Raw genomic sequence first — 23,996 nt, forward strand, 5'->3', positions numbered from 1 at the left:
CAGAAAATTTTAGCTTTGTTTTATCCGTTTAGCTTTTTCTTCGTATTCCTTGTCATTGATCTCTCCTTTTGCATATCTCTCATTCAGGATATCCATGGCTGATTTGCTTCTGTGCACTGTGGTACCAGAACTACCGTTCACAGTCCTGAAGATTATCCAGATTATCAGTATCATTAATGCGATTCCGATAATCCAGCCAAATCCCATTCCCCAATTCATTCCATTATAACCATACATGATATGAAGTTTTTCGTTTTAGAAAATTCATTTCTACGTATATTAACCGAAATATCAGTTATTATAGTTCATCTGCCTATGATGGCTTTGATTCATCATCATACCATGGTCATAAGAACCCATGTTCCCATGATGATTCATCATGTACATCATCTGAGGATGTTGCATCATCTGGTTAACAAGGTGCTGGCTCATAACCGTATCCGTGGCACTAACATTGACCATATTGTTCATCAGCATCTGCATCATTTGTGGGTTATTATGCATTAAACTCATCATTTGGTTCCGGTTCATCATATACTGTTGTCCGGCTCCATTCATAGTTCCGTTTTGATGCATCATATACTGTCCCTGTGTTTGATCATTACTATTGTTTCCATTCATTTGCGCATTATTCCACATCATCAAGGCATGCTGATTACCGTGCATGTTTTGCATAAACTCTGACATGAGTTGGTGATCATTCTGAATGGCATTAAATACTTCCTGCCTGCTTTCTTTATTTTCAAGCAGCTTGTTGATCGTCTTTGTTTGTCCAAAACTGTTCATTGTCATCAGGGCAAACATTGAGATTATTATCATTAATGTTTTCATGACATTGAATTTTTAAGATTAAAAAATATTAAAACATCGTATTGTTACGATATACTATACTGTGCTTTCACACTTAAAAAAGGTTGGTACATCTGTATTTTTTTTGACATACTGTGTTTCTGTTACTTCGATTGATCTTTGATCAATTCTGATTTTTTCTCGTACTCACTGGTTCCAATTTCACCTTTGGCATATCTTTCTTTTAAGATGTCCAAAGCAGATTTTCTTCTTTTGATATTGTGATACATTTCCGGTTCAATGCCCCGGAATATTATCCATGCAAGGACAAACATCAGGATGATTCCTGCCATCCATCCGTATCCCATTCCCCAGTGCATTCCATTAAAACCGTACATTTTAACCTCCGTTTTAGTTACCATAAAGTTACACTCGTTTAAGACCGGAAACGTTACACTATTATTAGTTTGTGTTATATCATTTTCAGGTTTCCTGTTTTTCCTCCGCACATTCTGTAGCGTCTGTTATCTGGCACTTATCACAGTTTCCGTTGTCATCCATAGAACATGACCGGATATTGATTTCGGCATCCTTTTTGAAAAACAGTTTGATGCTGAAGATCAACAATAAAACAGCCATGACCACAATTGATAATATAATTGTTTTAAGTATCATTTTAGTTTGTTTTAATATTCAATATCTTCATTATCAATAACATTACAGATGCTGAAATGCTTATGTATTTCACCTTATTTAGTGTAAAAAAGTTTAAATGCAGGTATTACATTACCTGTTCATATATTATCAATGGACAGGCGTTTTTGGTCACCAAGATTTTTAAAATACGAAGGTGTAAACCCTGTGACTTTTTTAAACTGACCCGAAAGATGAGCCACACTGCTGTATCCCAGTTCAAAAGCAATTTCACTCAGTGTTTTTTCATCGTAAACCAATAACTCTTTTACTCTTTCAATTTTCAGACTAATCAGATGTTTCTCAATGGTTGTACCTTCTACAGAAGAGAAAAGCGAACTCAAATAGTTATAATCCAGGTTAAGCTTATCCGCTAAGTAGTCAGAAAAATTTTGTGTTTTGTCTCCCTGTCCATCGTATACATATTCGATTGTCAGTTTTTTAATTTGTTCGATCAAACGGCTTCGTGCATCGCTGATCAATTCAAAACCTGTATCGTTCAATGCTTTTTCAATGTTATGCATTTCTGCATCAGGTATATCTGAATCTACGGTTACTTTGCCCATTTCAACCTTTGCTGTACCATATCCGGCATTGGAAAAAATTCCTGACACAGCCATTATGCACCGGTTACAAACCATATTTTTAATGTAGATCTTCATGGTATTTTTTATTTTAAAACTTCTTCAGTAGCTCCGCAGGTCAGCATGTCCTCACCAAAATACGGATTACGGATATCTTCCGAATTGCTGAACCAAAAGGCGCCTTTATCATTATTAGCCATTGGACAAAACTGATAATATGTTGTAACATCCTTTAAACCAAATGTTTTAACAGTTTTATAGAATGTTTCATTAAAGCCAACAAATGCAGTCCGTTGTTTTTCAATGTCATTGGATTTTATCATATCCGATAGTTTCTCTTTCAACACATTTAACTGCTTCATCCACACCATATGACTTTCCCCTTTCAACAGTTCCATGTTTACCTTACTCATTGCATTCTGAACATCGGATGCATCTTTACTGACTGCTGCCGGATCTGATGCCACAAAGGCATCTTTCATTTTCAGGTATGCCTGGTAAACGTCGGTAAGCTGTGATTTAAAATCCGGATTAATATTATCAGGTTGGATTTTATTATTATTACTGGAGAGAGTTTCACTTTTTTTCTTACTTCCTCCCATGTCCATCCCGGGCATACTTCCTGCTCCCGAATCGCCGCCATCAGGGTTCATCATGCTTGTTGCACCCTGAAGCTGAGCTGCTGCATCAATCTTGAATACACCATTCACTGCAATTTCCTCACCTTCGGCCAGACCACCTGCGACCACATAAAAGTTTCCGGCCTCCGGCCCCAGATCAATCTGCCGGTAAATAAACGTCGGGTTTTCCCTGTCAGGAACTTTGACGTAAACAACGGAACGTTTGCCTGTCCACAATACGGCTGTTTTGGGTATCAGCAGATCGTTGCTGCTGGCAGCTATTTCTGATTCAACAGTACCGTTAACAAACATTTCCGGCTTCAAAGCATTACTTTTATTATCCACATTGACCCTGACTTTTGCCACGCGGGTAGAACCGTTGATAAACGGATCAATATAATTTACTTTACCAGTGTAGGTTTTACCCGGAACGGCCTGCACCGTAAAATTCACTTCATCACCGTCTTTTATCCAGGGCAGATCACTTTCATAAGCATCAAAAACTACCCAAAGATGTGAGAGATCTGCAATGCGGAAAAGTGGACTTCCTTCTTTTATATAATCACCCAGTGCCACATGACGCATCATAACAGTCCCGGAAATAGGAGAGAGGACATTAAAATAAACCTGAGGCTCACCCTTTTCCTCAATAGCTTTAATCTGCTCGTCGCTAAGATCCCAAAGTTTTAATTTCGATTTGGCAGCATTATAAATGGCCGGTCGGGTTTCTTTAAATGTAATCGCTTCCAGAAGTTCACGCTGTGCAGCAATCAGTTCCGGTGAATAGATGGACGCCAGCTTTTCACCCTTTTTTACGTTCTGTCCGGTAAAGTTGATAAATAGCTTTTCGATGCGCCCGCCATACCGTGCTGTCAGCTCTGCAATATTGCGTTCGTCAACCTGTACTTTCCCCTGAAGATAAATGGTCTTCTGTGGTGTTCCTCTTGTGACGGTCATGGTTTGAACATCGGCCAGCTTTGCTGCAGATTCAGTCATACTGATTTCATTTGGATTAATAGTCTCATCCGCCTGCAAGGAACTTAAGGGAATGAGGTCCATGCCACAAATCGGACATTGTCCGGGTTTGTCACTCCGCACCTGAGGGTGCATGGAACAGGTCCATATGGTTGTTTCTCCTGCATGGGAATGTCCCTTATGTACTTCGGTAACATTTTGTGTTGTTGCCTGATGGTGATTATTGTGAAAAAATAACCATCCCAGTATGAGCCCGACAATTAGTGTTCCCAATACCAGTTTATAATTCTCTTTAATATTTTTTGTTATCTGTTTCATGATTTAATTGCCCATTAAATAGTTGAAAAATGATATGGAGGCCTGTTTGTCTGTTTTGGCCTTTTCCAGTTCAAGATTATATGTCAGAACTTTGCGTTCCATGCGAAGAATTTCTTCAAAGTTCCGGTTGCCGGTAGCGTAATCCGTTTCCAGCAGAGACAGTGATTTTCTTGCCAAATCCAATTGTGTATTGTAAAGTTGTATCCTTCGCGATGCATCCTGGTAGTCCTTCCATCCGTTTTCAAAAAGTACGGAAAGCTGATTTTCCTTTTTGATCTTCTCATTCTGTTTGGCTGATTCAAGATAGTTGACCTCCTTTATCATCGCCTTGTATTTATTCCGGTAAAGCGGAATTGTAACACCAATGGTAGGAAACATGAAAGCATCGGTTCCTGCCAGATTATTTTCACCTTTACCGATGATCGTATAATCCAGCCCGACTTTAAAGGAAGGTTTACCCATATCAGACGCAATATCTTTACGGTAATCCAGCGCATTCTGTTCGTAACTGATAACAGATAGCTGATGATTGCGCGACAACACAGAATCCAGTGCTGCTTCCCGGGTCAACTTAAAATCGTTGGTCCAGATTGAATCAGGCAAATCTATAAGAAACGTGCCATCATCATTCAACAGTTTGTAGAATGTGGTTTCCAGTACATGCTGTTTATCATTCAGCAAGGCGAGTTGATTTTCCAGATCATTAATTTCAATGGTGATCCGGTATTCATCAAGTGAGGACACGAGTCCAGCTTCCACTTTTACCGTGGCCAGTTTGCGGAACGATTCCAGAATACCTATATTCTCTTTAGTAATATCGATTGCTTTCCGGTTCAGATAGAGATTGTAATAGGTATTGCGTACATCATTGAACAGTCCGGATTTGGCTTCTTCAAAGCCTTCATATTTCGATTTTGAATTTTGAAGGGCTGCATTTTCTTTATTGGCCAGTGATCCAAACCAGGGAAACATCTGGGATGCAGAAAGTTTGAGCCGTTGCGGGCCAACACGCGTTTCAACCGGTTGAATAAAGTACCCAAATGCCACCTGAGGATCGGGCAATGCTTTTACCTGGGGCGCCACTTCAAGTGCAGCCATGTAAGCGTTGAACTTCATCTTCAGTTCCGGATTATTTTCTGCAGCTTTCTGCAGGTAGCTGTTCAATGCTTTCTGAGCCCATATTCCTGAAGAAAGCATCAGGAAAAGGATTCCTAAAATGATCTTATGCTTCTTCATTATCTTTTATTTTAAGTGTTTTAATTTCTTTCTTTACCTTTTTTTCCTGCCACATACTGTAAAAAACAGGCACCACGAACATGGTCATAACCTGAATGATCATACCTCCGAAAAGCGGGATAGCCATCGGAACCATGATATCAGATCCTTTCCCGGTTGAAGTCAGTACGGGAATCAAGGCAATAATGGTGGTTGCAGCCGTCATCATTGCAGGGCGTACACGTTTGGATCCTGCTTCCAGAACGGATTTTCTGACCTGCTGTACGCTGGAAGGGCTGTTTTTTTCAAAGACCTGCTTCAGGTAGGTGCCCACAATAACACCATCATCTGTTGCCACACCGAACAGGGCAATGAAGCCTACCCACACCGCCACGCTCAGATTTATAGTTCCCATCTGGAACAGTTCATGGATATTGGTTCCTGCAATACTGAAATTCATGAACCAGGGCTGACCATAAAGCCAGATCATCATAAAACCGCCTGAAAATGCGACAAGAATTCCTGAGAATGTCATCAGTGAAACAGTAACAGAGCGAAACTGGAAGAACAGGATCAGGAAAATGATGACAAGGGAAACAGGGACAACAATCATCAGTCGTTTCGTTGCCCTGATCTGGTTTTCGTAATTCCCGGTAAATACATAGTTGACTCCGGCAGGTATCTTCAATGATCCGCCGGAAATCAAGTTGTTGAGGTATTTTTGTGCATTCTCAACCACATCCACTTCGGCATATCCGGGCTTTTTATCAAAAATGACGTAGCCGACCAAAAATGTATTTTCACTTTTTATCATTTGTGGGCCACGTACATATTTTATAGTTACCAGCTGACCCAAAGGAATCTGTGCGCCTGTTGGTGTGGGGATCAATATTTTTTTCAGATCCTCAGGATTGTCCCTGAATTCACGGGCATAGCGCATTCGTATGGCATAACGCTCACGGCCTTCAACGGTAGAGGAGAGTTTCATACCTCCAACGGCTCCGCTTAAAACGTTCTGAAGTTGTTGTATACTCAGTCCGTAACGGGCAACGGCGTCCCTGTTAATCTCCATTTCCAGGTAAGGCTTTCCAACCACACGATCTGCAAATACCGACATGGGTTCAACCCCATCTACTTCTTTTAACGCGTGTTCCAGCTCCAAACCTGTTTTCTCAATGGTTTCCAGGTTGGGACCAAATACCTTAATCCCCATTGGCGCCCGCATGCCGGTTTGTAACATAACCAGTCGTGTTTGGATCGGCTGTAGCTTTGGTGCAGATGTCAATCCCGGAATGGTGGCCTTTTTGATGATCTCGTTCCAGATATCGTCTGGTGTTTTAATGTTATCTCTCCACTGCCGGAAATATTCGCCATGCTTATCTTCAATTAACTGAGACTGATCAATAGTACGATATCCGTCCCTGTCCGGTTTGTAGGTTGAACCATCCTTTAACAGAAAGGCGTCATCCTTATCCGTTTTGAACCGCATCCGGTGTCCGTTTTCGTTCAGGATGTATTCCGGTTTGTAATTGATGACATTTTCGTACATGGATGTCGGTGCCGGATCGAGTGCTGAATTGACACGGCCCCATTTCCCGACAACATTCTCAACTTCCGGTATTGCGTTGATCCGTTTGTCCAGCAGGGCAATAACGTCCAGATTTTCTTCAATGCCCGAATGGGGCATGGTGGTTGGCATCAGCAGGAAGGAACCTTCGTCCAGTGTTGGCATGAATTCCTTTCCTACACCCGGAAATGTCTTTTCTGCAGCCTGCCACGCTGAAGTATCTTTGATGGCATTTGGCATAAATCCGAATACTTTTCCAAGTCCCTGCCAGACTACTATCCCGAACAGTACCACGATGACCGGAACAGAAAGAAACTGCCATTTATGACTCAGGCACCATTTCAGGATCACAGGATAAAAATGTACGATGGACATAAGGGTCCCAAGGATCATTCCAACCAGTACAATTGCAAACACATAGTTGACAAAAAAGCTGGTCTGAGCACCCAAGGGCATCCAGATCTGTGTAAGGTAAAAGATGACTACAAACAGGGTAAGAACCACGTTGATGAGATTCACATACTTCCGTTTATTTTCGGGCCAACGGTTTTCATACAGGTTGTTGATGCCAACGGCCAGAAGGACCAAAGCAACCAGGTTCCCGGTGAAAACAGCAAGCAGCAGACCGGCTACGGCCAGTATGATATTAAAGATAAATCTTATCTTCTTTTTATCGAAGCGAATGGAGAAGATCAGATTCGCCAGCATCGGGATAAAAACAACGCCAATAAACAGCGCCGATAACATGGCAAATGTTTTGGTAAAAGCCAGTGGACGGAATAATTTTCCTTCTGCAGCCTGCATGGCAAAAACAGGTAAAAAGCTGACCACAGTTGTGGCAAGTGCTGTAATTACGGCTCCGGCAACTTCCACGGTAGCGTCGTAAACCACAGTAAACAGCTTTCGTCCTTTAGCACCCTTATTCTCCGGCATGTCCAGATGCCGGATGATGTTTTCAGTGAACACCACACCAACATCTACCATAACACCAATGGCAATAGCAATACCTGACAACGCCACAATATTGGCATCTACACCAAATCGTCGCATAATGACGAAGGTCATAAGAACACCAATGGGCAGGAGGCTGGAGATCAGAAACGATGCCCGGAGGTTTAACACCAGGACAATAACAACCAGAATGCTGATCAGAATTTCCAGTGATAGTGCTTCCTCCAGAGTTCCCAATGTTTCTTTAATCAGACCGGTACGGTCGTAAAAAGGAACAATGGTTACTTTTGAAACGGTTCCGTCTGCAAGCGTTTTGGATGGTAAGCCTGGTGCTATTTCTGCAATTTTGGCTTTCAGGTTTTCAATGGTTTTCATGGGATTGGCGCCATACCTTGCAACCACAACACCACCAACAGCTTCGGCTCCACCCTTGTCAAGCCCCCCACGACGGGTTGCAGGTCCGTAATTGACTTTGGCAACATCTTTTAAGCGAACAGGGACGTTATCCCGTGTGGTGACCACGCTCTCTTCAAGATCCTTGATGTTTTTTATATAACCCAATACCCTCACCAGATATTCTACCCGGTTATATTCTATGGTTCTTGCACCGATATCGAGGTTGCTGTTTTTTACTGCAGCCATAATCTGGGCCACATTAACGCCATAGGCTTTCATGGCATTCGGGTCAATATCCACCTGGTATTCTTTTACAAAGCCTCCTATGGATGCCACTTCGGAAACTCCTTTGGCTGAAGTAAGTCCGTAGCGCACATAAAAGTCCTGGATGGTCCGGAGTTCCTGTGGATCCCATCCTCCAGCAGGATTTCCATCTTTATCCCGGCCTTCGAGCGTGTACCAGAAAACCTGGCCCAATGCAGTGGCATCCGGTCCCAGTGCCGGCGATACATCCTGAGGAAGTGTGCCTGCCGGTAAGGAGTTCAGTTTTTCCAGAATACGTGTGCGACTCCAGTAAAAATCCACGTCATCATCAAAAATGATGTAGATACTGGACAATCCGAAAATGGAATTACTTCGAATGGTTTTTACTCCCGGAATACCAAGTAAAGCCGTTGTCAGCGGATAAGAGATCTGATCTTCTATATCCTGTGGTGACCGGCCCGACCATTCGGTATATACTATTTGCTGGTTCTCGCCAATATCCGGAATGGCATCTACAGGAACCGGATCGGAGGGAAGAATACCTGTTTCCCAGCCGAACGGAGAATTAATGATTCCCCAACTGATGAAAACAACCAGTATTAAAAACGTAACCAGTTTGTTTTCGAGAAAAAAACGAATGATTTTATTAAGCATAATTTACCTGTTATTGTTCTTGGATCAGTTTATAAAACACTGAAAAACAATTTGGTAAATCAAATTAGGAAAGTTTGTATTTTGGAAAGCCTGGATATTGTTGTTACCGGAGGTGGTCCGGTGCTAAGTTCTGTAAAATGTTGATTTTCAACGCCTGTTGTAGCTTCAGTTATATCGACAACAGCGTTCAGATAAAGTTGAATAACTGTTACAGGAAGTGAAGCTAATACATCTGCACCCATAAAGGTATCGGTAACCTTATATGATGCAACTTCATCCTTGCATGAGTTACATCCTGTATCACAACATTTATCTGCATGATGGTTTACTGAAACATCAACCAAATGGTTGTGGCAATAGTGTTTTGATATGGTAACGCCAGTTGTGGCTACCATAAGAATTAAACTTACTGTTATGTTCAGTATTAATCGCATACACTTAAAACGTGATACAAAGGTAAATGTTTATTCATTATCAGATACTTAAATAATCTAAAAAATGCTACAAAAATTATAGGATTGGAATTTTTAGGTCTTTAAGTTTTTCAATGCCAGCCCGATAACCCAGGTTAAAAAGTTTGTCCGGTTCCTTGATCTGTAATATGTCGTACTGGTTCAGTTCGCTCGGTTCAATGATTACGTCACAGGCTTTTTTACTTTCCCGCGTGTTCGATTCCACGCTTAAATGGAATGTCCGGACGGCAACCTGGAACAGGTTTTCTATTTTTTGTTTATTAATATGAGGTTCAAGGTTGACCGCAATAATTCTTTTGCAATCGTCTTTTATGGGTTCTACCGGAAGATTGTCATATAAGCCGCCATCCACATACATCGTACCATTCATTTTCACCGGTTCAAAAATTACTGGGATACTGGATGATGCCATCACCAGTTTATAAATGGAACCGGAATTGAAATACTCAACTTTACCATCAGTTATGTTCGATACGGCTATCCAGAAATCGATCGGAAGATCCTCAATGTTTTCCTGACTGATCTCTTTTTGTAACAATTCAGCCAGCCCGGTCAGCTTAAACAGCCCTGTTTTAGGAACTACAATTTTTGAGTATTTCAGGAATCCCCATTTTTTTATAAGTTCATATACATGTTCCGGATCAAGACCGGCAGCTAAAAAGGACCCGGCTATTGAGCCCGCACTGACCCCGGAAATAACATCCGGTTTCAAACCGAGTTCATACATGGCTTTTGCAACACCCAGATGGGCGATCCCTCTGGCACCACCGCCTCCCAATACCAGACCGACTTTGTATTTTTCGAACATAAATCTAAAATGTTAAACGAATACCTGCCTGCATATTTCTGGGTTCACCAGGATAATAATAACGTGGTTCACTGCCATTAAACGATGGTGCATTCACCAGTATCATAGATGCATAACGGGTATCTAATATGTTGTTTAAGTGTCCAAATATAGTAATTTTCAGACGTATTTGTTGGTAGAGCAAACAGGATATTTGGGCATTTATTACCGAAAACCCGGCAGCTTTCCCTGAGTTATTGTCGTTAAGATATTGTTTCCCTGATATGAACCAGTTTGAGCTTAAGGTGAAACGCTGCTTGTATGAAATTTTAAGTTTATTATCAGAAGAAAATCCGGGAATCCCCGGTAATTTATTTCCCGAATAATCCACATTGTCATCGGTAAAACTGGTAAAGTAATGATCGGATAAAGATAAACTACCGGTATAACTTATGCCAAAACCATCTTTCTGATCCACTATCTTCTGGTGAAGCAAAAGTTCGATACCCTGATGTTCCGTTTTACCCGCATTCACGGCATAAAACACATCCTCGGTTTCACGTTTGATCACTAACAGATTATTCAGATACATTTTATACACGGTAAGCTCGGCATAAGTTAAACCGCGAAATAAATTCATGCGCAGACCGGCTTCTATATTGTAGCCCTGTTCCGGTTTAAGATTTGGATTAACCGTTCCTTCAGGGAGCAATGTTTCTTCCAGAGAAGGATGTGAAAATCCGTGCCCGGCAGAGAGATAGAATGAAATATCTTCAGATGCGGTATATGTCAATCCTATTTTGGGAGATAAAATTGGTTTATACGTATAATTTTCACTGACATCCATGTTGTCCTGAACGTAATTGTCTGTCAAACTGTAATTCAGAATATTCAGATTCAATCCGGCATCAGCTTTTAAAACTGATAAAATATCATACGAAGCATAGGAGAAGAAATTAAAGTATTGCCTGACTTCGTTATTTGAATTTTTTAGTCCGTTTTGTTCTCCTTCATTCGTAAAAAAGAGGTCGTAGCCATATTTTTCTCCATAATATTCTGTGCCAAGCAACGCTTTAAACTTATTATTTTCATAGATGAGACGCTCCCTGAATCCCCAGAATACAGATTTATCACTTAAAATATCAAACGGACGTGATTCATACTGATTAAAAGTGCCGCCATATGCACTGGCTTTGTTTGTCCAGTCCTTACGTATATTCGTTGTTGCTGATATCCCGCCAAGAACTTTATGGTACTTTTCGTAACCTTTTACTGCCAGCCAGTTTGAAGCCGCTGTTTCAGGATGGTTTTTGTAATCTTCATACGAAAGGGAACTTGGAATCTGTGCATTGAGTTTAGTGTAAATCATATGCAGCGAAAGATGCGTTTTGCCGCTGTGGAAATTTGAATTCAGAAAAATATTGTGTCGTCTGTACTTATTATTCTCTCTAAAACCGTCAGAGGTGAGGTTACTGTAATTAACCATTGTATTAAAAGCACCTTTGGAATAGCCTGCTGTTGCACTGTGCCGAAAGGTGTTAAAGGACGCGGCTGATGATTGCAGGGTAAGACCGTTATATCTGTTATTCTCAGGTAGAATCCGGATGACTCCCCCCAGACCGGAACCGTAGATTGCCGATGAAGGCCCTTTCAGTATTTCTATTCTACTCAAACCACTCAGATCCAGATCTTCGATAACAGAAACACCATCACCGTTTGTAAGCGGGGTATCACCGAAATATGCTTTGATACGGTTTGTGGCGTAAGGCGTTCTGGAACCGATGCCACGAATCGTGATCCTGTTGGTATTTAAAGTTCCCTGCTGCACATAAATTCCCGGCACCTGATTAAGCAGACTGACCGATGATAAGTCCGACTGTTTTTCAATGGTACTAACCGGGATAATGAAGTTGCTACCGGAAGTTTGTTTAAGTGGATCGTTAAAGGGGGTGATGCTTATCCTTATTTCAGGCAGAAAAGCAGGTTCAGCAGATAACGATATAACCAGGTTAGAAGCATTGTCTCCTATAAATACAATCTTATCCTGGTAACCAATAAGACTTATTTTTAGTGTATCAGAGGAATTGCCTAACGTAAAATAACCGTCCCGGTTTGTGGCAGCATGCTGTGAACCGGAACTTACAATTGCACCTTCCAGCGATTGTTGTGTATCTTCATCAATGACCAGACCACTGACCTGTGCGAAAGTCAGATAAGGGAAAAGTATAAATAATGCAAGTAATAACTTCATGTTCGGAGCGTCATACTTTAATGTTCTGAGGTCAAATGTGCTAGTAAAACAGAATGTGTTCAATATTGGTTCAGTGCAGGAGTTTAATCTTTTCAATAAAAAGCCCTCCTGAATACATCAGGAAGGCTAAAATAACTAAGCTGTATTAATAAGAGAATTGCTGTTAAGTAAAGCAAATATTATTCTTCATCGCCAAAGACTTCTTTTCGGTCAAGGTATCCATCCGCAATCACAGTCATTCTGATGTTTCCCTTATGAACCTGGATCATCGATGGAAGTAACAATGCCGGCACCATGGTTGCCCCGTTATTCATGGTGACATAAGAATTTGGTACCGGTTCATCTTTTGCCATTAACATGGCTATATTGGCTGTGGAATTTGCCAGCGATTCAATATATTTATAAACCGTCATGGTTTGTTTTCCTTCAGCAATTCGTTTGCAGGCATCTGCCTGTGCATCCTGTCCTGACAAGAGCACTGTTTTACACAGATTATGTTCTTCCAATGCGCGTGATGCACCATTTGCGATTTCATCACTCGAAGCAACGATGGCATTTAGTTCTTTTCCCTTATTCAGGTAGTTGTTGATGATTTCGTAGGCATTGTCTGCATTCCAATCGGCCACAAATTTATCCAGAACTACCGTAATGTCACCTTTTGTTATCAGAGGTTGAAGAATATTCATTTGTCCCAGTTTAAGTAACTGGGAGTTGTTGTCATTTGGTGATCCGCCTAGTATGGCATACTTCCCGGTTGGTTTGATCCGGGTTAAATAATCCGCCTGAAGTTCACCAACCTTGATATTGTCGAAAGAAACATAAAAGTCGAGATCACAATTCTTGATAATCCTGTCGTAGGCAATAACCTTAAGATCCGGATACTGTTGCTTGGCTTCATTAACAATTACACCACAGGTTTCACTGTTTACAGGTGCAATAATGAGCACATCGATATTACTTTTTAATAAGTCCTCAATTTGTTCTGCCTGCACAGTTTCGTCATTCTGAGCTTCTTTAACCAATACTTTGGCACCTGCATAATCCAATCGTTCAGTCATCAGATCCAGGTCTTTTTGCCACCGTTCCTGGTTAGGTCCTAAACTAATGCCTATTACCACATCTTTTTTCTGGGAACAACCCGCAAGAAGTATAACAGACATACTGAAAATAATAATTTTACGTAGAGTAGTTTTCATACTTAATCTGTTTTGTTACTATCCCGAAATGTTAGTGTAATAAATTTATGAAAAACAAGTGGTTAATATGAAATATGAAAAGTAGTTGTTGGACATGTTTTTAAGGTGTAAGTCATACATTTAATCCATTACATTTAGGTTGTATGTTAGTTGGTGAATACACAAATAGAGGCTGAAGATATTTAAGTATGAATATTTTTGGTTAATGTTTTGGTATTTGAGAATAATAGTCATATTTTTGACAAACCAAACGGTCGGTTTATGCAGGACACCAGGACATACATTCTTAAAACATCATTGATACTTTTCCTTCAGAAAAGCTTTAAAGACGTGACAATGAATGAGATTGTACAGAAAACAGGATTGTCTAAAGGTGCCTTTTATCATTATTTTAAAAGCAAGGATGATCTGTATAAGGAGATCGTATCCATGTTTTTTAATTTTGGATCGGTTGATTATAACACATTTGATCAAAATTCTCTGCTTGGTTTTTTAAAAAGCTATATACGGAATATCGATGTATCGTTTAAAAAGATATATGAATTTACCGGAAGCAATGAGAATGATGATGTAAACCTGAACTTTATGATGATTATGTTCGAAGCCGTTAAGAAATTTCCTGAATTTCTTAAAATGGAGTCCGAGCAGTATGAGAAAAGTATGGCGGCGTGGGTTTCGGTAATTGATAAGGCTAAGGAAAGTGGTGAGATTAAGTCAGAAACGCCATCGCAACAGGTAGCGGATACCTTCCTGTACCTTACTGACGGGGTTTTCATCAGATTTATTAACAGCAATAAATTTGAAAGTTATTCTAAAGCTTTAGAAGAGGCATTTAATGCGGTGTATGAAAATGTGAAGGCGTAAAAAATTTTATAAGATAACAGACCGAACGTTCGGTATTAATATACAGGTATGGAAAGTATAATTCAAACCGCTTCTCTTGCAAAACATTACAAGGATGTGGTAGCTGTATCAGAATTGGATCTGGATATAAAAAAGGGAGAGATTTACGGCTTTCTTGGTTTAAACGGGGCTGGAAAAACAACTACGATCCGAATGCTGCTGGGATTAATTAGTCCTTCTTCGGGAAGCGTGTATTTAAAAGGACAAAGAATGCATCCCGGGTATGCCGAAGGTTTAAGGTTAACCGGCAGTCTGGTGGAGATGCCACATGCGTATCCGAATCTTTCGGTCAGAGAGAATCTGGAGATTGTAAGGAGACTGCGGTTTATAAAAGACAGAAAGGCGGTAGATGCCATATTGAAATTACTGGAACTGCAAAAATATGCCAACCGGAAAGTAAAGAATCTTTCTTTAGGCAATGCACAGCGTTTGGGACTGGCAAAGGCACTGATTCATCAACCGGAAATACTGATACTGGATGAACCGGTCAACGGGCTGGATCCGGAAGGTATTCATGATATTCGGGAAATGCTGAAGACTCTGGCCGCAGATCAGGGTGTGACGATCTTTATTTCAAGTCATATCCTGGGCGAAATTTCTTTGATGGCTAACCGGATAGGAATTATTCACGAAGGAAGGCTGATCAGTGAATTCAAAACATCTGAACTGAACCGGTTGTGCGAAAAATATATGAAGGTTCAGACGGCAGATAATGCGCTTGCGGTAAAAATTCTGAAAAATAATGGCATCCAAAAGTGTAAGGTTGCTGATGAAAGTATAAAAATAGAAGATGAAAGCGCCTTAAAATCTCCGTCAGATATTGCAGTAATTCTGGTAAATGCAGGTTTGCCGCCATCTTTGTTAAAAGTAGAAGAGGAGAACCTGGAATCCTATTTTTTAAGAACCATTAATGCAAAAGGAGGTCAGAAATGAAACAGTTTAAAGCAGTTTTTATTACAGAATGGTTGAAACTCCGACATGCCAATTTATTTTGGATCACCATCTGTTTTTTCATTTTCATTCCATGCATGATGGGTTTTATGATGTACCTGAGCCAGCATCCTGAGATTATGGACAAAATGGGCATCATGGGAACCAAGGCTAAATTCTTTGAAGATAATTCGTGGCAGGGGTATTTTGATATTTTAAACCAGTCCGTGGCGGCCATAGGCCTGATCGGTTTCGGTTTTGTGATTTCATGGGTGTTTGGCAGGGAGTTCACCGAAAAAACAATAACCGATGTTATGGTGATGCCGGTCAACAGGGCATTGGTTGTGATGTCGAAGTTTCTGGTTGCCATGCTTTGGAATCTGTTACTGATTATCGTGTTCTTTGCGGCATCCATTTTAATCGGACAGTGGATGAATCTGCCAGGATGGTCAGCACAGCTATTTAATTCAGCACTTTTAAAATTTGCAATTACCTCATTGTTGACCTTAATGGTAACAACACCGGTGGCATTTATTGCAGCTGCAGGAAGAGGCATCATTTTACCGATAGCCTTCGTCATTCTGGTACTTATTCTGTCTCAGTTTCTGGCAATGGCAGGTTTTGGTCCATATTTCCCGTGGGCCATTCCGGGTGTCTTTACCGTGTCTGATCCGGCTCAGGGACTGGCGCTGGTTAATACAAGCTATATTATTTTGATCCTAACCTTTGCGCTGGGAATTACCGGAACTGTTTTGTGGTGGCGTTATGCAGATCAGAAGTAAGATTATTTAACTGCACTGATATTAAACCGTGCATTTGGCCCTGTTTGATAAATGTGATTGAATCGTTACTTTTGGGTACAAGTGATGTAGCTGAAAGTTATGCCTAACATTGGGATATGGTGCAATAATTGTAGTTTTTAGAGATAAAGTGTTTAGATTTAGACCATGTAGGTCTTGTACCTGTAAATACAGCATCCTCTATAATTACTTTAAAAGAAGCATATCCAAATGGGAATGTTAGTGGACATCCGGATACACTTTTAAATCAAGTAGTAGATTTGAAGCAAATTCCATTGAGTGTTAGAAATGGATCGTTCTAATTAATATAATACCAGATGAGTAGAAAAATAATTTCAACTATTGTTATTTTATCATTGATCATGTTTGGGAGATGTTCAATGTTGAAAATAAATATCAAGGAGTTGAGTCCTGTAGGTGAATACAATTATCATCAAAAAGGATTATACTCCGCTACTTTAAAGATTAATCCGGATAATACATTTGTGTACGAAAAGGTAGAAGCAGAATTACATTCCGTTTGCAAAGGAAATTGGAAAATTGTATCAGATAATGAATTGTTATTAAACTGTAAGGATACAAGGAGTTATCAAAATGCCATAGATAGCAGTTTTTTTCCACCTTTTAATATGATGGATGAAAAAATTATTTTCCTGAATAAGAATAAGATTAAGCACAATAAAATAATATTAAAAAGGATATTTGAATAACTAAATCCCTTGTTTGCATAGAGCATTTCACTACGGCGTTCATTTTTCTGTTTATTAATTCGATACCTGTGTTTTTCGAAGATTGGCCTGCGTCGAAAATCTACCTCATCCTGAACATAATCCATGACTATAGAGTTTTATATGCAATTCACCGTTGGTTTTGGAAGAATTAGACAAACAATATTTACGTTGGGTACAGATGGTGCAGTGGGAAGCATTTTCGTTGTACTGGATGTCGAACCTGATCCTGTGGTTTCCCTGGAGTTTTAGTCCGCATTTGGGAATGATACTGATGCTCACATTAGGAACGTTTATCTGGACCTGGGGCGGTTTCCATGCCTTAAGAAGATTCCCGGGAGAACTACTGTACAAAGCAGCACTGATTGTGGCCATTCTGTTTGTCTCTATATCGGTGTTTATGAATTATATCTTTTTTGATGTGATCCGGAATGCCGCTGAAGATCCTTATCAACCAACTACGTATTATGGTTATGCGTTTGTTGCAGCCATCCCTTTCCTTGAAGTTCTGGTTCTTAAGAACCGCTTACAACTTAAAAAACTCGTCCTTAAAAAAGGATTGATTCTTTATGGTGTGCCTGGCATCATAAGCATTATACTTTTGGCACTGATTATCCTTCTGGATATTAAGCTATAATCTTGATCGTAATAAAATTTTTAGAAAGTCACAGATAAATATCTGCGCCAATAAGGATTTGGTATAGCATCACACTAAATGGTAAAATAAAACCTAAGTTGGCGCGGATATTTATCTCTAGCGTTCGGCGTATGGCTCTGGCCTACGCCGAACTTATATGTAGAAGTTGTTTTTTAGCTTAGTGCAGATGAATATCTGCACTAACAAAGGATATAAAGATTTGATCGTGGACCAAATAAAAAAGCGGCAATTGCCGCTTTTCATTATACTGTTAAAACTTCTTTTTCTTTCTTTTCAACCAGGGCATCAACCTCTTTAGAGAATTTATCTGTCAGTTTTTGAACCTGAGCTTCCGAGTCTTTTTCAATATCTTCAGAAAGGCCGTCTTTAACCAGTTTCTTCAAATGGTCGTTGGCATCACGTCTTGAATTACGAATACTTATTTTGGCTTCCTCACCAACATGTTTCACCTGCTTTACCAAATCACGGCGTCTTTCTTCAGTCAACGGAGGAATGCCGATACGGATCATTTCACCGTTATTATCAGGATTAAATCCGAGATTGGCCATCATAATGGCTTTTTCAATGTCGTTAATCAGACTTTTTTCCCAGGGCTGAATGGCAATAGTTTTGGCATCGGGAGTGGAAATATTGGAAACCTGACTCAGTGGCGTCATTACACCGTAGTATTCTACCATGACTGAATCTACCAGCCTGGTATCGGCCTTTCCGGCACGAATATGAACCAGTTCCTGATCCAGATGCTTTACAGCATTTTCCATGCTTTCTTCAGCTTCCGCAATTATTAATTCTACATCGTCGTTCATGGCGATAATTTTTTTGTTTAAACAAAAATAATAAAAAATCAGAATATTCAGGGATGAACGTAGGTCCCGATATTTTCTCCCGTAATGACTTTGTGCAGGTTTCCTGGTGTGTCCATATTAAAAACTACTATGGGCAAATTGTTCTCCTTACACATGGTTGTAGCCGTCAGATCCATCACCTTAAGTCCCTTGTTATAGATTTCATCATAAGAGATGGAATCATATTTTACGGCATTGGGGTCTTTTTCGGGATCAGCCGTGTAAACTCCGTCCACACGGGTTCCTTTCAGCATTACATCTGCTTCAATTTCTATTCCTCTCAGCGATGATCCGGTATCCGTAGTAAAATACGGATTTCCAGTTCCTGCTGAATATATGGAAACATACCCATTGTTGAGGTATTCGATGGCTTTGTCCTTTGAGTAGAATTCGCCTACAGGTTCCATACGTATGGCAGTCAGAACTTTTGAGGGAACACCTATGGCCTGTAATGCAGAATTCAGCGCCAGACTGTTGATGACTGTTGCCAGCATTCCCATCTGATCACCTTTCACACGGTCAAAACCTTTGGCAGAACCGCTCAGTCCGCGAAAGATATTACCGCCGCCAATTACAATACCAACCTGAACACCAAGGTCGTAAATTTCTTTGATCTGATTCGCATAACTGTTAAGGTGATCCGGATCAATACCATACTTCTGATCACCCATTAATGATTCCCCACTAAGCTTTAGCAGGACACGTTTATATTTACTGCTCATTGTTCCTTATACATTAGGTTTTTGCGGCACTAAAATACGAATAAAAGGTGGGTTCTGAAATATGGCTACAGAATGAGTGTATAAAATACATGTTTTCTAACAGTTTCTGAAAACGATTGCATCGTTGACTTTATCGGATGTTATTCTTAAATTTGGATGACTTTCTAAGGTAATTTTTTCATAGGTTAAGGTTTAGGTTTATTAAGAGAGGATAATACCTGTTATCCTCTCTTAACTTTTTTAAGTGCCTTTTATAAAGGGCATTAAGGTATAAGATTATGTGCCTTGAAATAGGATGAAAAATACTGTAATTTAGTTTCATTATTCGTAAGGTTCGTATTACATTTGCAGCAATTCAGCTTAATTAGATAAAAAATTCTTTAATTAGGTGAAGATGCACCTCTTACAATCGCAAATAACAAAAATTATATACAGATGAAGACTATCAAATTTGTTTCACCGGAAGAAGCCGTAAAGGTTATAAAAACCGGAGACCGTGTTCATTTAAGTAGTGTGGCCGTTACTCCTCATACGCTTATTAAACCAATGGTAGAGAGAGGAAGAAACGGTGAAATCTATGATGTAAAGATCCAGCATATTCATGTAGAAGGAGAGTTGGAATATGCCAATCCTGAATTTGAGGGAATATTCGTAACCGAACAGTTTTTTGTAGGTGGAAACCTTAGAAAACAGACACAGGCTGGTTATGCGGATTATATTCCGGTCTTTCTGAGTGAGACTCAAAAGCTGATCCGTGATGGTTACCTGAAAGTTAACGTTGCTATGGTGATGGTATCTCCTCCTGACAAACACGGTTTTGTTTCGTTAGGAACATCTGTGGATGCCACAAAAGCTGCCATTGAATGTGCTGATACAGTTATTGCTGCTGTTAATCCTAATGTGCCACGTGCATGGGGTGATGCCCAGGTGCACGTAAATGATATAGATTTATTTGTTGAGGATAACATTCCGTTATATACGCACGATATGGGCGTCTTGACGGAAGTTGATACACAAATAGGTAAAAATGTGGCCGAGCTTGTTGAAGACGGGGCGTGTTTACAGATGGGTATCGGAGGTATTCCAAATGCTGTGTTGGCTCAGTTGGGAAACCATAAAGACCTTGGTATTCATACCGAGATGTTTGCAGATGGTGTATTGCCATTGGTGGAAAAGGGCGTGATAACAGGAAAACACAAATCTATTGACCGTGGTAAAATGGTTGCATCTTTCCTGATGGGAACCCAGGCTTTATATGATTTTATTGATGACAACCCAATGGTTGCCATGATGGACGTTGCACATACAAATGGCGTTCATGTCATCCGTAAACTGGATAAAGTAACGGCTATTAACTCAGCACTGGCTATTGACCTCACAGGTCAGGTTTGTGCAGACTCTATCGGAACAAAACATTATTCCGGTGTTGGTGGTCAGATTGACTTTATCAGAGGTGCAGGGCATTCAAAAGGTGGTAAGCCGATAATTGCACTGCCTTCTGTAACGGCTAAAGGCGTTTCAAAAATCTCTCCGATTCTGTTGCCGGGTTCAGGTGTGGTTAGTACGCGTGCTAATATGCACTGGATTGTAACTGAATATGGTGCTGTTAACCTTTACGGGAAAACAATGCAGGAACGTGCCAAGCTGATCATTTCCATTGCACACCCAAGTCATCGTGAATCACTCGATCGTGCAGCATTTGAACGTTTTGGCCCACACTATCACTTCGTAAGTAAAAAATAATAGAAGACAACGTCTTTTATAACTCATAGTTATTAACCCCGGTTTTCCCGGGGTTTTTTGTTGTACTGTTTTTAAAACAAATTTGCTTTTATTGCCGTTAGTATAAAGAATTTAAAAGAGATTAGATTTTATGGATATCAGAGTTGGTTTTCTATTGCTGTTAATTGTAACGCTGGCAGGATGTAAAGAGTTAGATAAGCTGACACAGTTTGAGATGGCTTATGATGAAACGGTAACAATACCTTCAGCAACAGGTGTTAATTTACCTTTTAATATTATGAGTCCTGATATTGAAACGGATTATCAGTCTGATTTTGAGGTGAATGATACCAGAGCAGATCTGGTTGAAACCATAAATCTAAAGTCTATGAAACTGACCGTAAATTCACCTTTAAACGGAGATTTTTCTTTTTTTAAGTCTGTTTCCATTTATCTGGTGGCCGATGGATTACCTGAAATAAAAATAGCCTGGAAAGAAAATATTCCGGATACAATAGGTTCTGAACTCGAACTGGAAACAACCAATGAAGATATTAAATCTTACATTATAAAAGATAAATTTTCATTAAAGGTAAATACGGTCACCGATAAGCTTATTACATCAGATTATGAAATCAATATTCATTCTGTATTTGGGGTTGATGCAAAAATTCTGGGACAATAAATAGTTTATTTAGTGGTTTTGTAACTTCGGTTTTTGAATGATTTTTCTATTTTTGTTAAAAACATAGAACATGCCCTTTATCAATTCTTTATTTTCATGGATCAATATAAAACGATTGAACCAGATCGATGAAATGCGTAAGGATCCCGTGTTTTTTCAACACGAGGAATTTAATAAACTTATTAAAAAGGGTGAGCGGACAGAATTCGGTAAAAAATACGATTTTGAATCCATTACACATATCAAAACCTTTCAGCAAAGGGTTCCTTTTCATAAATACGATGACCTGAAACCGGATATAGAACGGATGATAAAGGGAGAGGCCAATATATTATGGCCTAAGGAGGTGAAATGGTATGCCAAATCATCGGGAACAACCAGCGATAAAAGTAAATATATCCCTGTTAGTAAGGATTCAATGGAAGACTGCCATTTTAAAGCTGGTAAAGATGTATATGCGATTTACACGGATATTTACCCCGATAATAAAGTGTTTTCAGGTAAAAGCCTCACACTGGGAGGAAGTCACCAGGTAAGTCCGTTCAGTGACAGATCACAGGTGGGCGATCTTTCTGCTATATACCTGCAACATGTTCCGTTCTTTTTTGATCTGTTCAGAACGCCGGATACATCTATCGCCTTACTGGATGAATTTGAAGAGAAGATCAATAAGATAGCAGAGGTCTCGGTGGAAGAAAATGTGACGAGTATTGTGGGTGTACCATCGTGGAACCTGATCATGTTAAAACGTGTGCTTGAGGTAACCGGTAAATCAAATATACTTGAAGTATGGCCTAATTTTGAACTGTTTGTACACGGAGGAATCAACTTTGATCCTTACCGCGAACAGTTTCGCCGGATCATACCGAGAGAAGATATGCGGTATATGGAGACATATAATGCATCGGAGGGTTTTTTTGCTATTCAGGATGACCTGAGTTCGCCGGATATGTTATTGATGATGGATTACGGTATTTTTTATGAATTTATACCGATGGAGGATATTGAGTCTTCCAATCCAAAGGTATACACGGTTGATGAAGTTGAAACCAATAAGAATTATGCTGTTGTTATAAGCACTAATGGTGGTCTTTGGCGTTACATCATAGGCGATACGGTTCAGTTTACTTCACTTTACCCGCATAAGGTTAGGATCAGCGGAAGAACCAAACATTACATCAATGCATTCGGGGAGGAACTGATGGTGGATAATGCCGAGAAAGCGCTGAAAGAAGCCTGCCAAAAAACGGGGGCTATTGTTCACGAATATACGGTAGCACCTGTGTTTATGGGAGATAAAAGCAAGGGACGGCATCAGTGGATGGTTGAGTTTGATCATGAACCGGATGATCTGAATATTTTCTCCGAAATTCTGGATCAGGCCTTACAAAAAGTAAATTCCGATTACGAAGCCAAGCGCAGGAGAAATGCAACGCTCGAACCACTCGAACTGGTTGTGTCGCGTAAAGGTCTGTTTCTGGACTGGATGAAAAAAAGAGGAAAACTGGGTGGACAAAACAAGGTACCCCGACTGGCAAATTCACGCACCTATATGGATGAACTTATTGCCATGAACCAATAGAGAATATGGGGCATTTATTCATTGTTTTTTGCTATTTTTGATCCAATTATTCAAAACATAACGATATGCATATTGCTGTAGCCGGAAACATTGGAGCAGGAAAAACGACACTAACATCTTTACTGGCAAAACACTACGCCTGGACACCACATTATGAATCTGTAGATGAGAATCCGTATCTGGATGACTTTTATGAAGACATGAAACGCTGGTCTTTCAATCTGCAGGTGTATTTTTTGAATTCCCGTTTCGGACAAATGTTGAAAATCAGGGAAACCGGGGAAGATGTGATTCAGGATAGAACCATTTACGAAGATGCTCACATTTTTGCACCGAACCTCAGGGAAATGGGCCTGATGACCAACCGTGACTACGAGAATTACGAGTCTCTGTTCCAGTTGATGGTAAAGCTGATTCAGCCACCGGACCTGCTGATTTATCTGAAGGCCTCGGTTCCTACACTGGTAAATCAGATCCAGAAGCGGGGACGCGAATTCGAAGCATCAATCCGCCTTGATTATCTGAAAAGTCTGAACGAACGGTACGAGGAATGGATCAAAAGTTATAATTACGGAAAGCTTCTGATTATTGATGTGGACAAGACAAATTTCGCTGAAAATGCCACAGAGCTAAGGAGCGTGATCAATAAAATTGATGCCGAACTACACGGTCTGTTTTAATCATATTT

The 23,996-nt window shown here is 40.1% G+C and carries 23 protein-coding genes; 9 read left to right on the forward strand and 14 right to left on the reverse strand.

Translation table 11 applies throughout. The features are described 5' to 3' along the window. Nucleotides 1-9: 9 nt before the first annotated feature. The 12 genes from ACE01N_RS12445 to ACE01N_RS12500 form a co-directional block, all read right to left on the reverse strand. On the reverse strand, nt 10-237 hold the full coding sequence (locus tag ACE01N_RS12445; protein WP_380589289.1) for an SHOCT domain-containing protein: 228 nt from the start codon (nt 235-237) through the stop codon (nt 10-12). A gap of 54 nt (nt 238-291) precedes the next feature. Further along, the gene (locus ACE01N_RS12450) at nt 292-831 is read right to left on the reverse strand and encodes a hypothetical protein (protein ID WP_380589292.1); all 540 of its coding nucleotides are present in this window, start codon (nt 829-831) and stop codon (nt 292-294) included. 122 nt (nt 832-953) lie between these two features. Next, nucleotides 954-1,211, reverse strand: a complete 258-nt coding sequence (locus ACE01N_RS12455; RefSeq protein WP_380589295.1) for an SHOCT domain-containing protein — start codon at nt 1,209-1,211, stop codon at nt 954-956. A 61-nt stretch (nt 1,212-1,272) separates the two neighbouring features. Beyond that, entirely contained in the window at nt 1,273-1,464 is a 192-nt protein-coding gene (locus tag ACE01N_RS12460; protein WP_380589298.1) for a hypothetical protein, read from the reverse strand. A 119-nt stretch (nt 1,465-1,583) separates the two neighbouring features. Continuing rightward, the gene (locus ACE01N_RS12465; RefSeq protein WP_380589301.1) at nt 1,584-2,144 is read right to left on the reverse strand and encodes an AraC family transcriptional regulator; all 561 of its coding nucleotides are present in this window, start codon (nt 2,142-2,144) and stop codon (nt 1,584-1,586) included. An 8-nt stretch (nt 2,145-2,152) separates the two neighbouring features. Next, on the reverse strand, nt 2,153-3,979 hold the full coding sequence (locus ACE01N_RS12470) for an efflux RND transporter periplasmic adaptor subunit (RefSeq protein ID WP_380589304.1): 1,827 nt from the start codon (nt 3,977-3,979) through the stop codon (nt 2,153-2,155). Nucleotides 3,980-3,982: 3 nt separating this feature from the next. Next, complete coding sequence (locus tag ACE01N_RS12475) at nt 3,983-5,215, reverse strand: TolC family protein (RefSeq protein ID WP_380589307.1); 1,233 nt, start codon at nt 5,213-5,215, stop codon at nt 3,983-3,985. Further along, the gene (locus ACE01N_RS12480) at nt 5,202-9,026 is read right to left on the reverse strand and encodes an efflux RND transporter permease subunit (RefSeq protein ID WP_380589310.1); all 3,825 of its coding nucleotides are present in this window, start codon (nt 9,024-9,026) and stop codon (nt 5,202-5,204) included. The genes ACE01N_RS12475 and ACE01N_RS12480 overlap by 14 nt, the downstream gene beginning before the upstream one ends. Nucleotides 9,027-9,085: 59 nt before the next feature. Then, nucleotides 9,086-9,460: an HYC_CC_PP family protein gene (locus ACE01N_RS12485; protein WP_380589313.1), complete on the reverse strand. Its 375-nt coding sequence runs from the start codon at nt 9,458-9,460 to the stop codon at nt 9,086-9,088. Nucleotides 9,461-9,536: 76 nt separating this feature from the next. Then, a complete protein-coding gene (locus ACE01N_RS12490) occupies nt 9,537-10,307 on the reverse strand; it encodes a patatin-like phospholipase family protein (protein WP_380589316.1) in 771 nt (256 codons plus the stop codon). 4 nt (nt 10,308-10,311) lie between these two features. Then, nucleotides 10,312-12,537 (reverse strand): TonB-dependent receptor, encoded by a 2,226-nt coding sequence (locus tag ACE01N_RS12495; RefSeq protein ID WP_380589319.1) that lies wholly within the window; start codon nt 12,535-12,537, stop codon nt 10,312-10,314. Nucleotides 12,538-12,716: 179 nt separating this feature from the next. After that, the gene (locus ACE01N_RS12500; RefSeq protein ID WP_380589322.1) at nt 12,717-13,733 is read right to left on the reverse strand and encodes a sugar ABC transporter substrate-binding protein; all 1,017 of its coding nucleotides are present in this window, start codon (nt 13,731-13,733) and stop codon (nt 12,717-12,719) included. 261 nt (nt 13,734-13,994) lie between these two features. Between ACE01N_RS12500 and ACE01N_RS12505 the strand changes: the two genes are divergently transcribed. From ACE01N_RS12505 to ACE01N_RS12525, 5 genes are all read left to right on the forward strand, one after another. Beyond that, complete coding sequence (locus ACE01N_RS12505) at nt 13,995-14,597, forward strand: TetR/AcrR family transcriptional regulator (protein WP_380589325.1); 603 nt, start codon at nt 13,995-13,997, stop codon at nt 14,595-14,597. Nucleotides 14,598-14,645: 48 nt separating this feature from the next. Next, nucleotides 14,646-15,569 (forward strand): ABC transporter ATP-binding protein, encoded by a 924-nt coding sequence (locus ACE01N_RS12510; RefSeq protein ID WP_380589328.1) that lies wholly within the window; start codon nt 14,646-14,648, stop codon nt 15,567-15,569. Continuing rightward, nucleotides 15,566-16,348, forward strand: a complete 783-nt coding sequence (locus ACE01N_RS12515) for an ABC transporter permease (protein WP_380589330.1) — start codon at nt 15,566-15,568, stop codon at nt 16,346-16,348. The genes ACE01N_RS12510 and ACE01N_RS12515 overlap by 4 nt, the downstream gene beginning before the upstream one ends. A 335-nt stretch (nt 16,349-16,683) precedes the next feature. Next, entirely contained in the window at nt 16,684-17,076 is a 393-nt protein-coding gene (locus tag ACE01N_RS12520) for a hypothetical protein (RefSeq protein ID WP_380589333.1), read from the forward strand. A gap of 160 nt (nt 17,077-17,236) precedes the next feature. After that, entirely contained in the window at nt 17,237-17,731 is a 495-nt protein-coding gene (locus ACE01N_RS12525; protein WP_380589336.1) for a hypothetical protein, read from the forward strand. Between the two features lie 263 nt (nt 17,732-17,994). Here ACE01N_RS12525 and frr read toward each other — a convergent pair whose 3' ends face one another. Both frr and pyrH read right to left on the reverse strand, forming a co-directional pair. Further along, a complete protein-coding gene (frr, locus tag ACE01N_RS12530) occupies nt 17,995-18,558 on the reverse strand; it encodes a ribosome recycling factor (RefSeq protein WP_380589339.1) in 564 nt (187 codons plus the stop codon). A gap of 47 nt (nt 18,559-18,605) precedes the next feature. After that, entirely contained in the window at nt 18,606-19,319 is a 714-nt protein-coding gene (pyrH, locus tag ACE01N_RS12535) for a UMP kinase (RefSeq protein ID WP_380589342.1), read from the reverse strand. Nucleotides 19,320-19,754: 435 nt separating this feature from the next. On the opposite strand from pyrH, the gene ACE01N_RS12540 reads away from it, so the two are divergent. The 4 genes from ACE01N_RS12540 to ACE01N_RS12555 all read left to right on the forward strand — a co-directional run bounded on the left by ACE01N_RS12540 (nt 19,755) and on the right by ACE01N_RS12555 (nt 23,988). Then, on the forward strand, nt 19,755-21,062 hold the full coding sequence (locus tag ACE01N_RS12540) for an acetyl-CoA hydrolase/transferase family protein (protein ID WP_380589345.1): 1,308 nt from the start codon (nt 19,755-19,757) through the stop codon (nt 21,060-21,062). Between the two features lie 130 nt (nt 21,063-21,192). Further along, nucleotides 21,193-21,726, forward strand: coding sequence for a hypothetical protein (locus ACE01N_RS12545; RefSeq protein WP_380589348.1), 534 nt, complete (start codon nt 21,193-21,195; stop codon nt 21,724-21,726). A 70-nt stretch (nt 21,727-21,796) separates the two neighbouring features. Next, nucleotides 21,797-23,308: a GH3 auxin-responsive promoter family protein gene (locus tag ACE01N_RS12550; RefSeq protein ID WP_380589351.1), complete on the forward strand. Its 1,512-nt coding sequence runs from the start codon at nt 21,797-21,799 to the stop codon at nt 23,306-23,308. Nucleotides 23,309-23,373: 65 nt separating this feature from the next. Then, nucleotides 23,374-23,988 (forward strand): deoxynucleoside kinase, encoded by a 615-nt coding sequence (locus ACE01N_RS12555; protein WP_375728110.1) that lies wholly within the window; start codon nt 23,374-23,376, stop codon nt 23,986-23,988. Nucleotides 23,989-23,996 lie beyond the last annotated feature (8 nt).

The sequence above is a fragment of the Quyinboa ferrireducens genome (assembly GCF_042436675.1).
Classification (GTDB): Bacteria; Bacteroidota; Bacteroidia; order Bacteroidales; family UBA5342; genus JBHJHP01.

Excerpts from the sequence above, each read along its gene's own strand:
- ACE01N_RS12445 (WP_380589289.1), bottom strand. The coding sequence starts at position 237 with ATGTATGGTTATAATGGAATGAATTGGGGAATGGGATTTGGCTGGATT.
- ACE01N_RS12450 (WP_380589292.1), bottom strand. The coding sequence starts at position 831 with ATGAAAACATTAATGATAATAATCTCAATGTTTGCCCTGATGACAATG.
- ACE01N_RS12455 (WP_380589295.1), bottom strand. The coding sequence starts at position 1,211 with ATGGTAACTAAAACGGAGGTTAAAATGTACGGTTTTAATGGAATGCAC.
- ACE01N_RS12460 (WP_380589298.1), bottom strand. The coding sequence starts at position 1,464 with ATGATACTTAAAACAATTATATTATCAATTGTGGTCATGGCTGTTTTA.
- ACE01N_RS12465 (WP_380589301.1), bottom strand. The coding sequence starts at position 2,144 with ATGAAGATCTACATTAAAAATATGGTTTGTAACCGGTGCATAATGGCT.
- ACE01N_RS12470 (WP_380589304.1), bottom strand. The coding sequence starts at position 3,979 with ATGAAACAGATAACAAAAAATATTAAAGAGAATTATAAACTGGTATTG.
- ACE01N_RS12475 (WP_380589307.1), bottom strand. The coding sequence starts at position 5,215 with ATGAAGAAGCATAAGATCATTTTAGGAATCCTTTTCCTGATGCTTTCT.
- ACE01N_RS12480 (WP_380589310.1), bottom strand. The coding sequence starts at position 9,026 with ATGCTTAATAAAATCATTCGTTTTTTTCTCGAAAACAAACTGGTTACG.
- ACE01N_RS12485 (WP_380589313.1), bottom strand. The coding sequence starts at position 9,460 with ATGCGATTAATACTGAACATAACAGTAAGTTTAATTCTTATGGTAGCC.
- ACE01N_RS12490 (WP_380589316.1), bottom strand. The coding sequence starts at position 10,307 with ATGTTCGAAAAATACAAAGTCGGTCTGGTATTGGGAGGCGGTGGTGCC.
- ACE01N_RS12495 (WP_380589319.1), bottom strand. The coding sequence starts at position 12,537 with ATGAAGTTATTACTTGCATTATTTATACTTTTCCCTTATCTGACTTTC.
- ACE01N_RS12500 (WP_380589322.1), bottom strand. The coding sequence starts at position 13,733 with ATGAAAACTACTCTACGTAAAATTATTATTTTCAGTATGTCTGTTATA.
- ACE01N_RS12505 (WP_380589325.1), top strand. The coding sequence starts at position 13,995 with ATGCAGGACACCAGGACATACATTCTTAAAACATCATTGATACTTTTC.
- ACE01N_RS12510 (WP_380589328.1), top strand. The coding sequence starts at position 14,646 with ATGGAAAGTATAATTCAAACCGCTTCTCTTGCAAAACATTACAAGGAT.
- ACE01N_RS12515 (WP_380589330.1), top strand. The coding sequence starts at position 15,566 with ATGAAACAGTTTAAAGCAGTTTTTATTACAGAATGGTTGAAACTCCGA.
- ACE01N_RS12520 (WP_380589333.1), top strand. The coding sequence starts at position 16,684 with ATGAGTAGAAAAATAATTTCAACTATTGTTATTTTATCATTGATCATG.
- frr (WP_380589339.1), bottom strand. The coding sequence starts at position 18,558 with ATGAACGACGATGTAGAATTAATAATTGCGGAAGCTGAAGAAAGCATG.
- pyrH (WP_380589342.1), bottom strand. The coding sequence starts at position 19,319 with ATGAGCAGTAAATATAAACGTGTCCTGCTAAAGCTTAGTGGGGAATCA.
- ACE01N_RS12540 (WP_380589345.1), top strand. The coding sequence starts at position 19,755 with ATGAAGACTATCAAATTTGTTTCACCGGAAGAAGCCGTAAAGGTTATA.
- ACE01N_RS12545 (WP_380589348.1), top strand. The coding sequence starts at position 21,193 with ATGGATATCAGAGTTGGTTTTCTATTGCTGTTAATTGTAACGCTGGCA.
- ACE01N_RS12550 (WP_380589351.1), top strand. The coding sequence starts at position 21,797 with ATGCCCTTTATCAATTCTTTATTTTCATGGATCAATATAAAACGATTG.
- ACE01N_RS12555 (WP_375728110.1), top strand. The coding sequence starts at position 23,374 with ATGCATATTGCTGTAGCCGGAAACATTGGAGCAGGAAAAACGACACTA.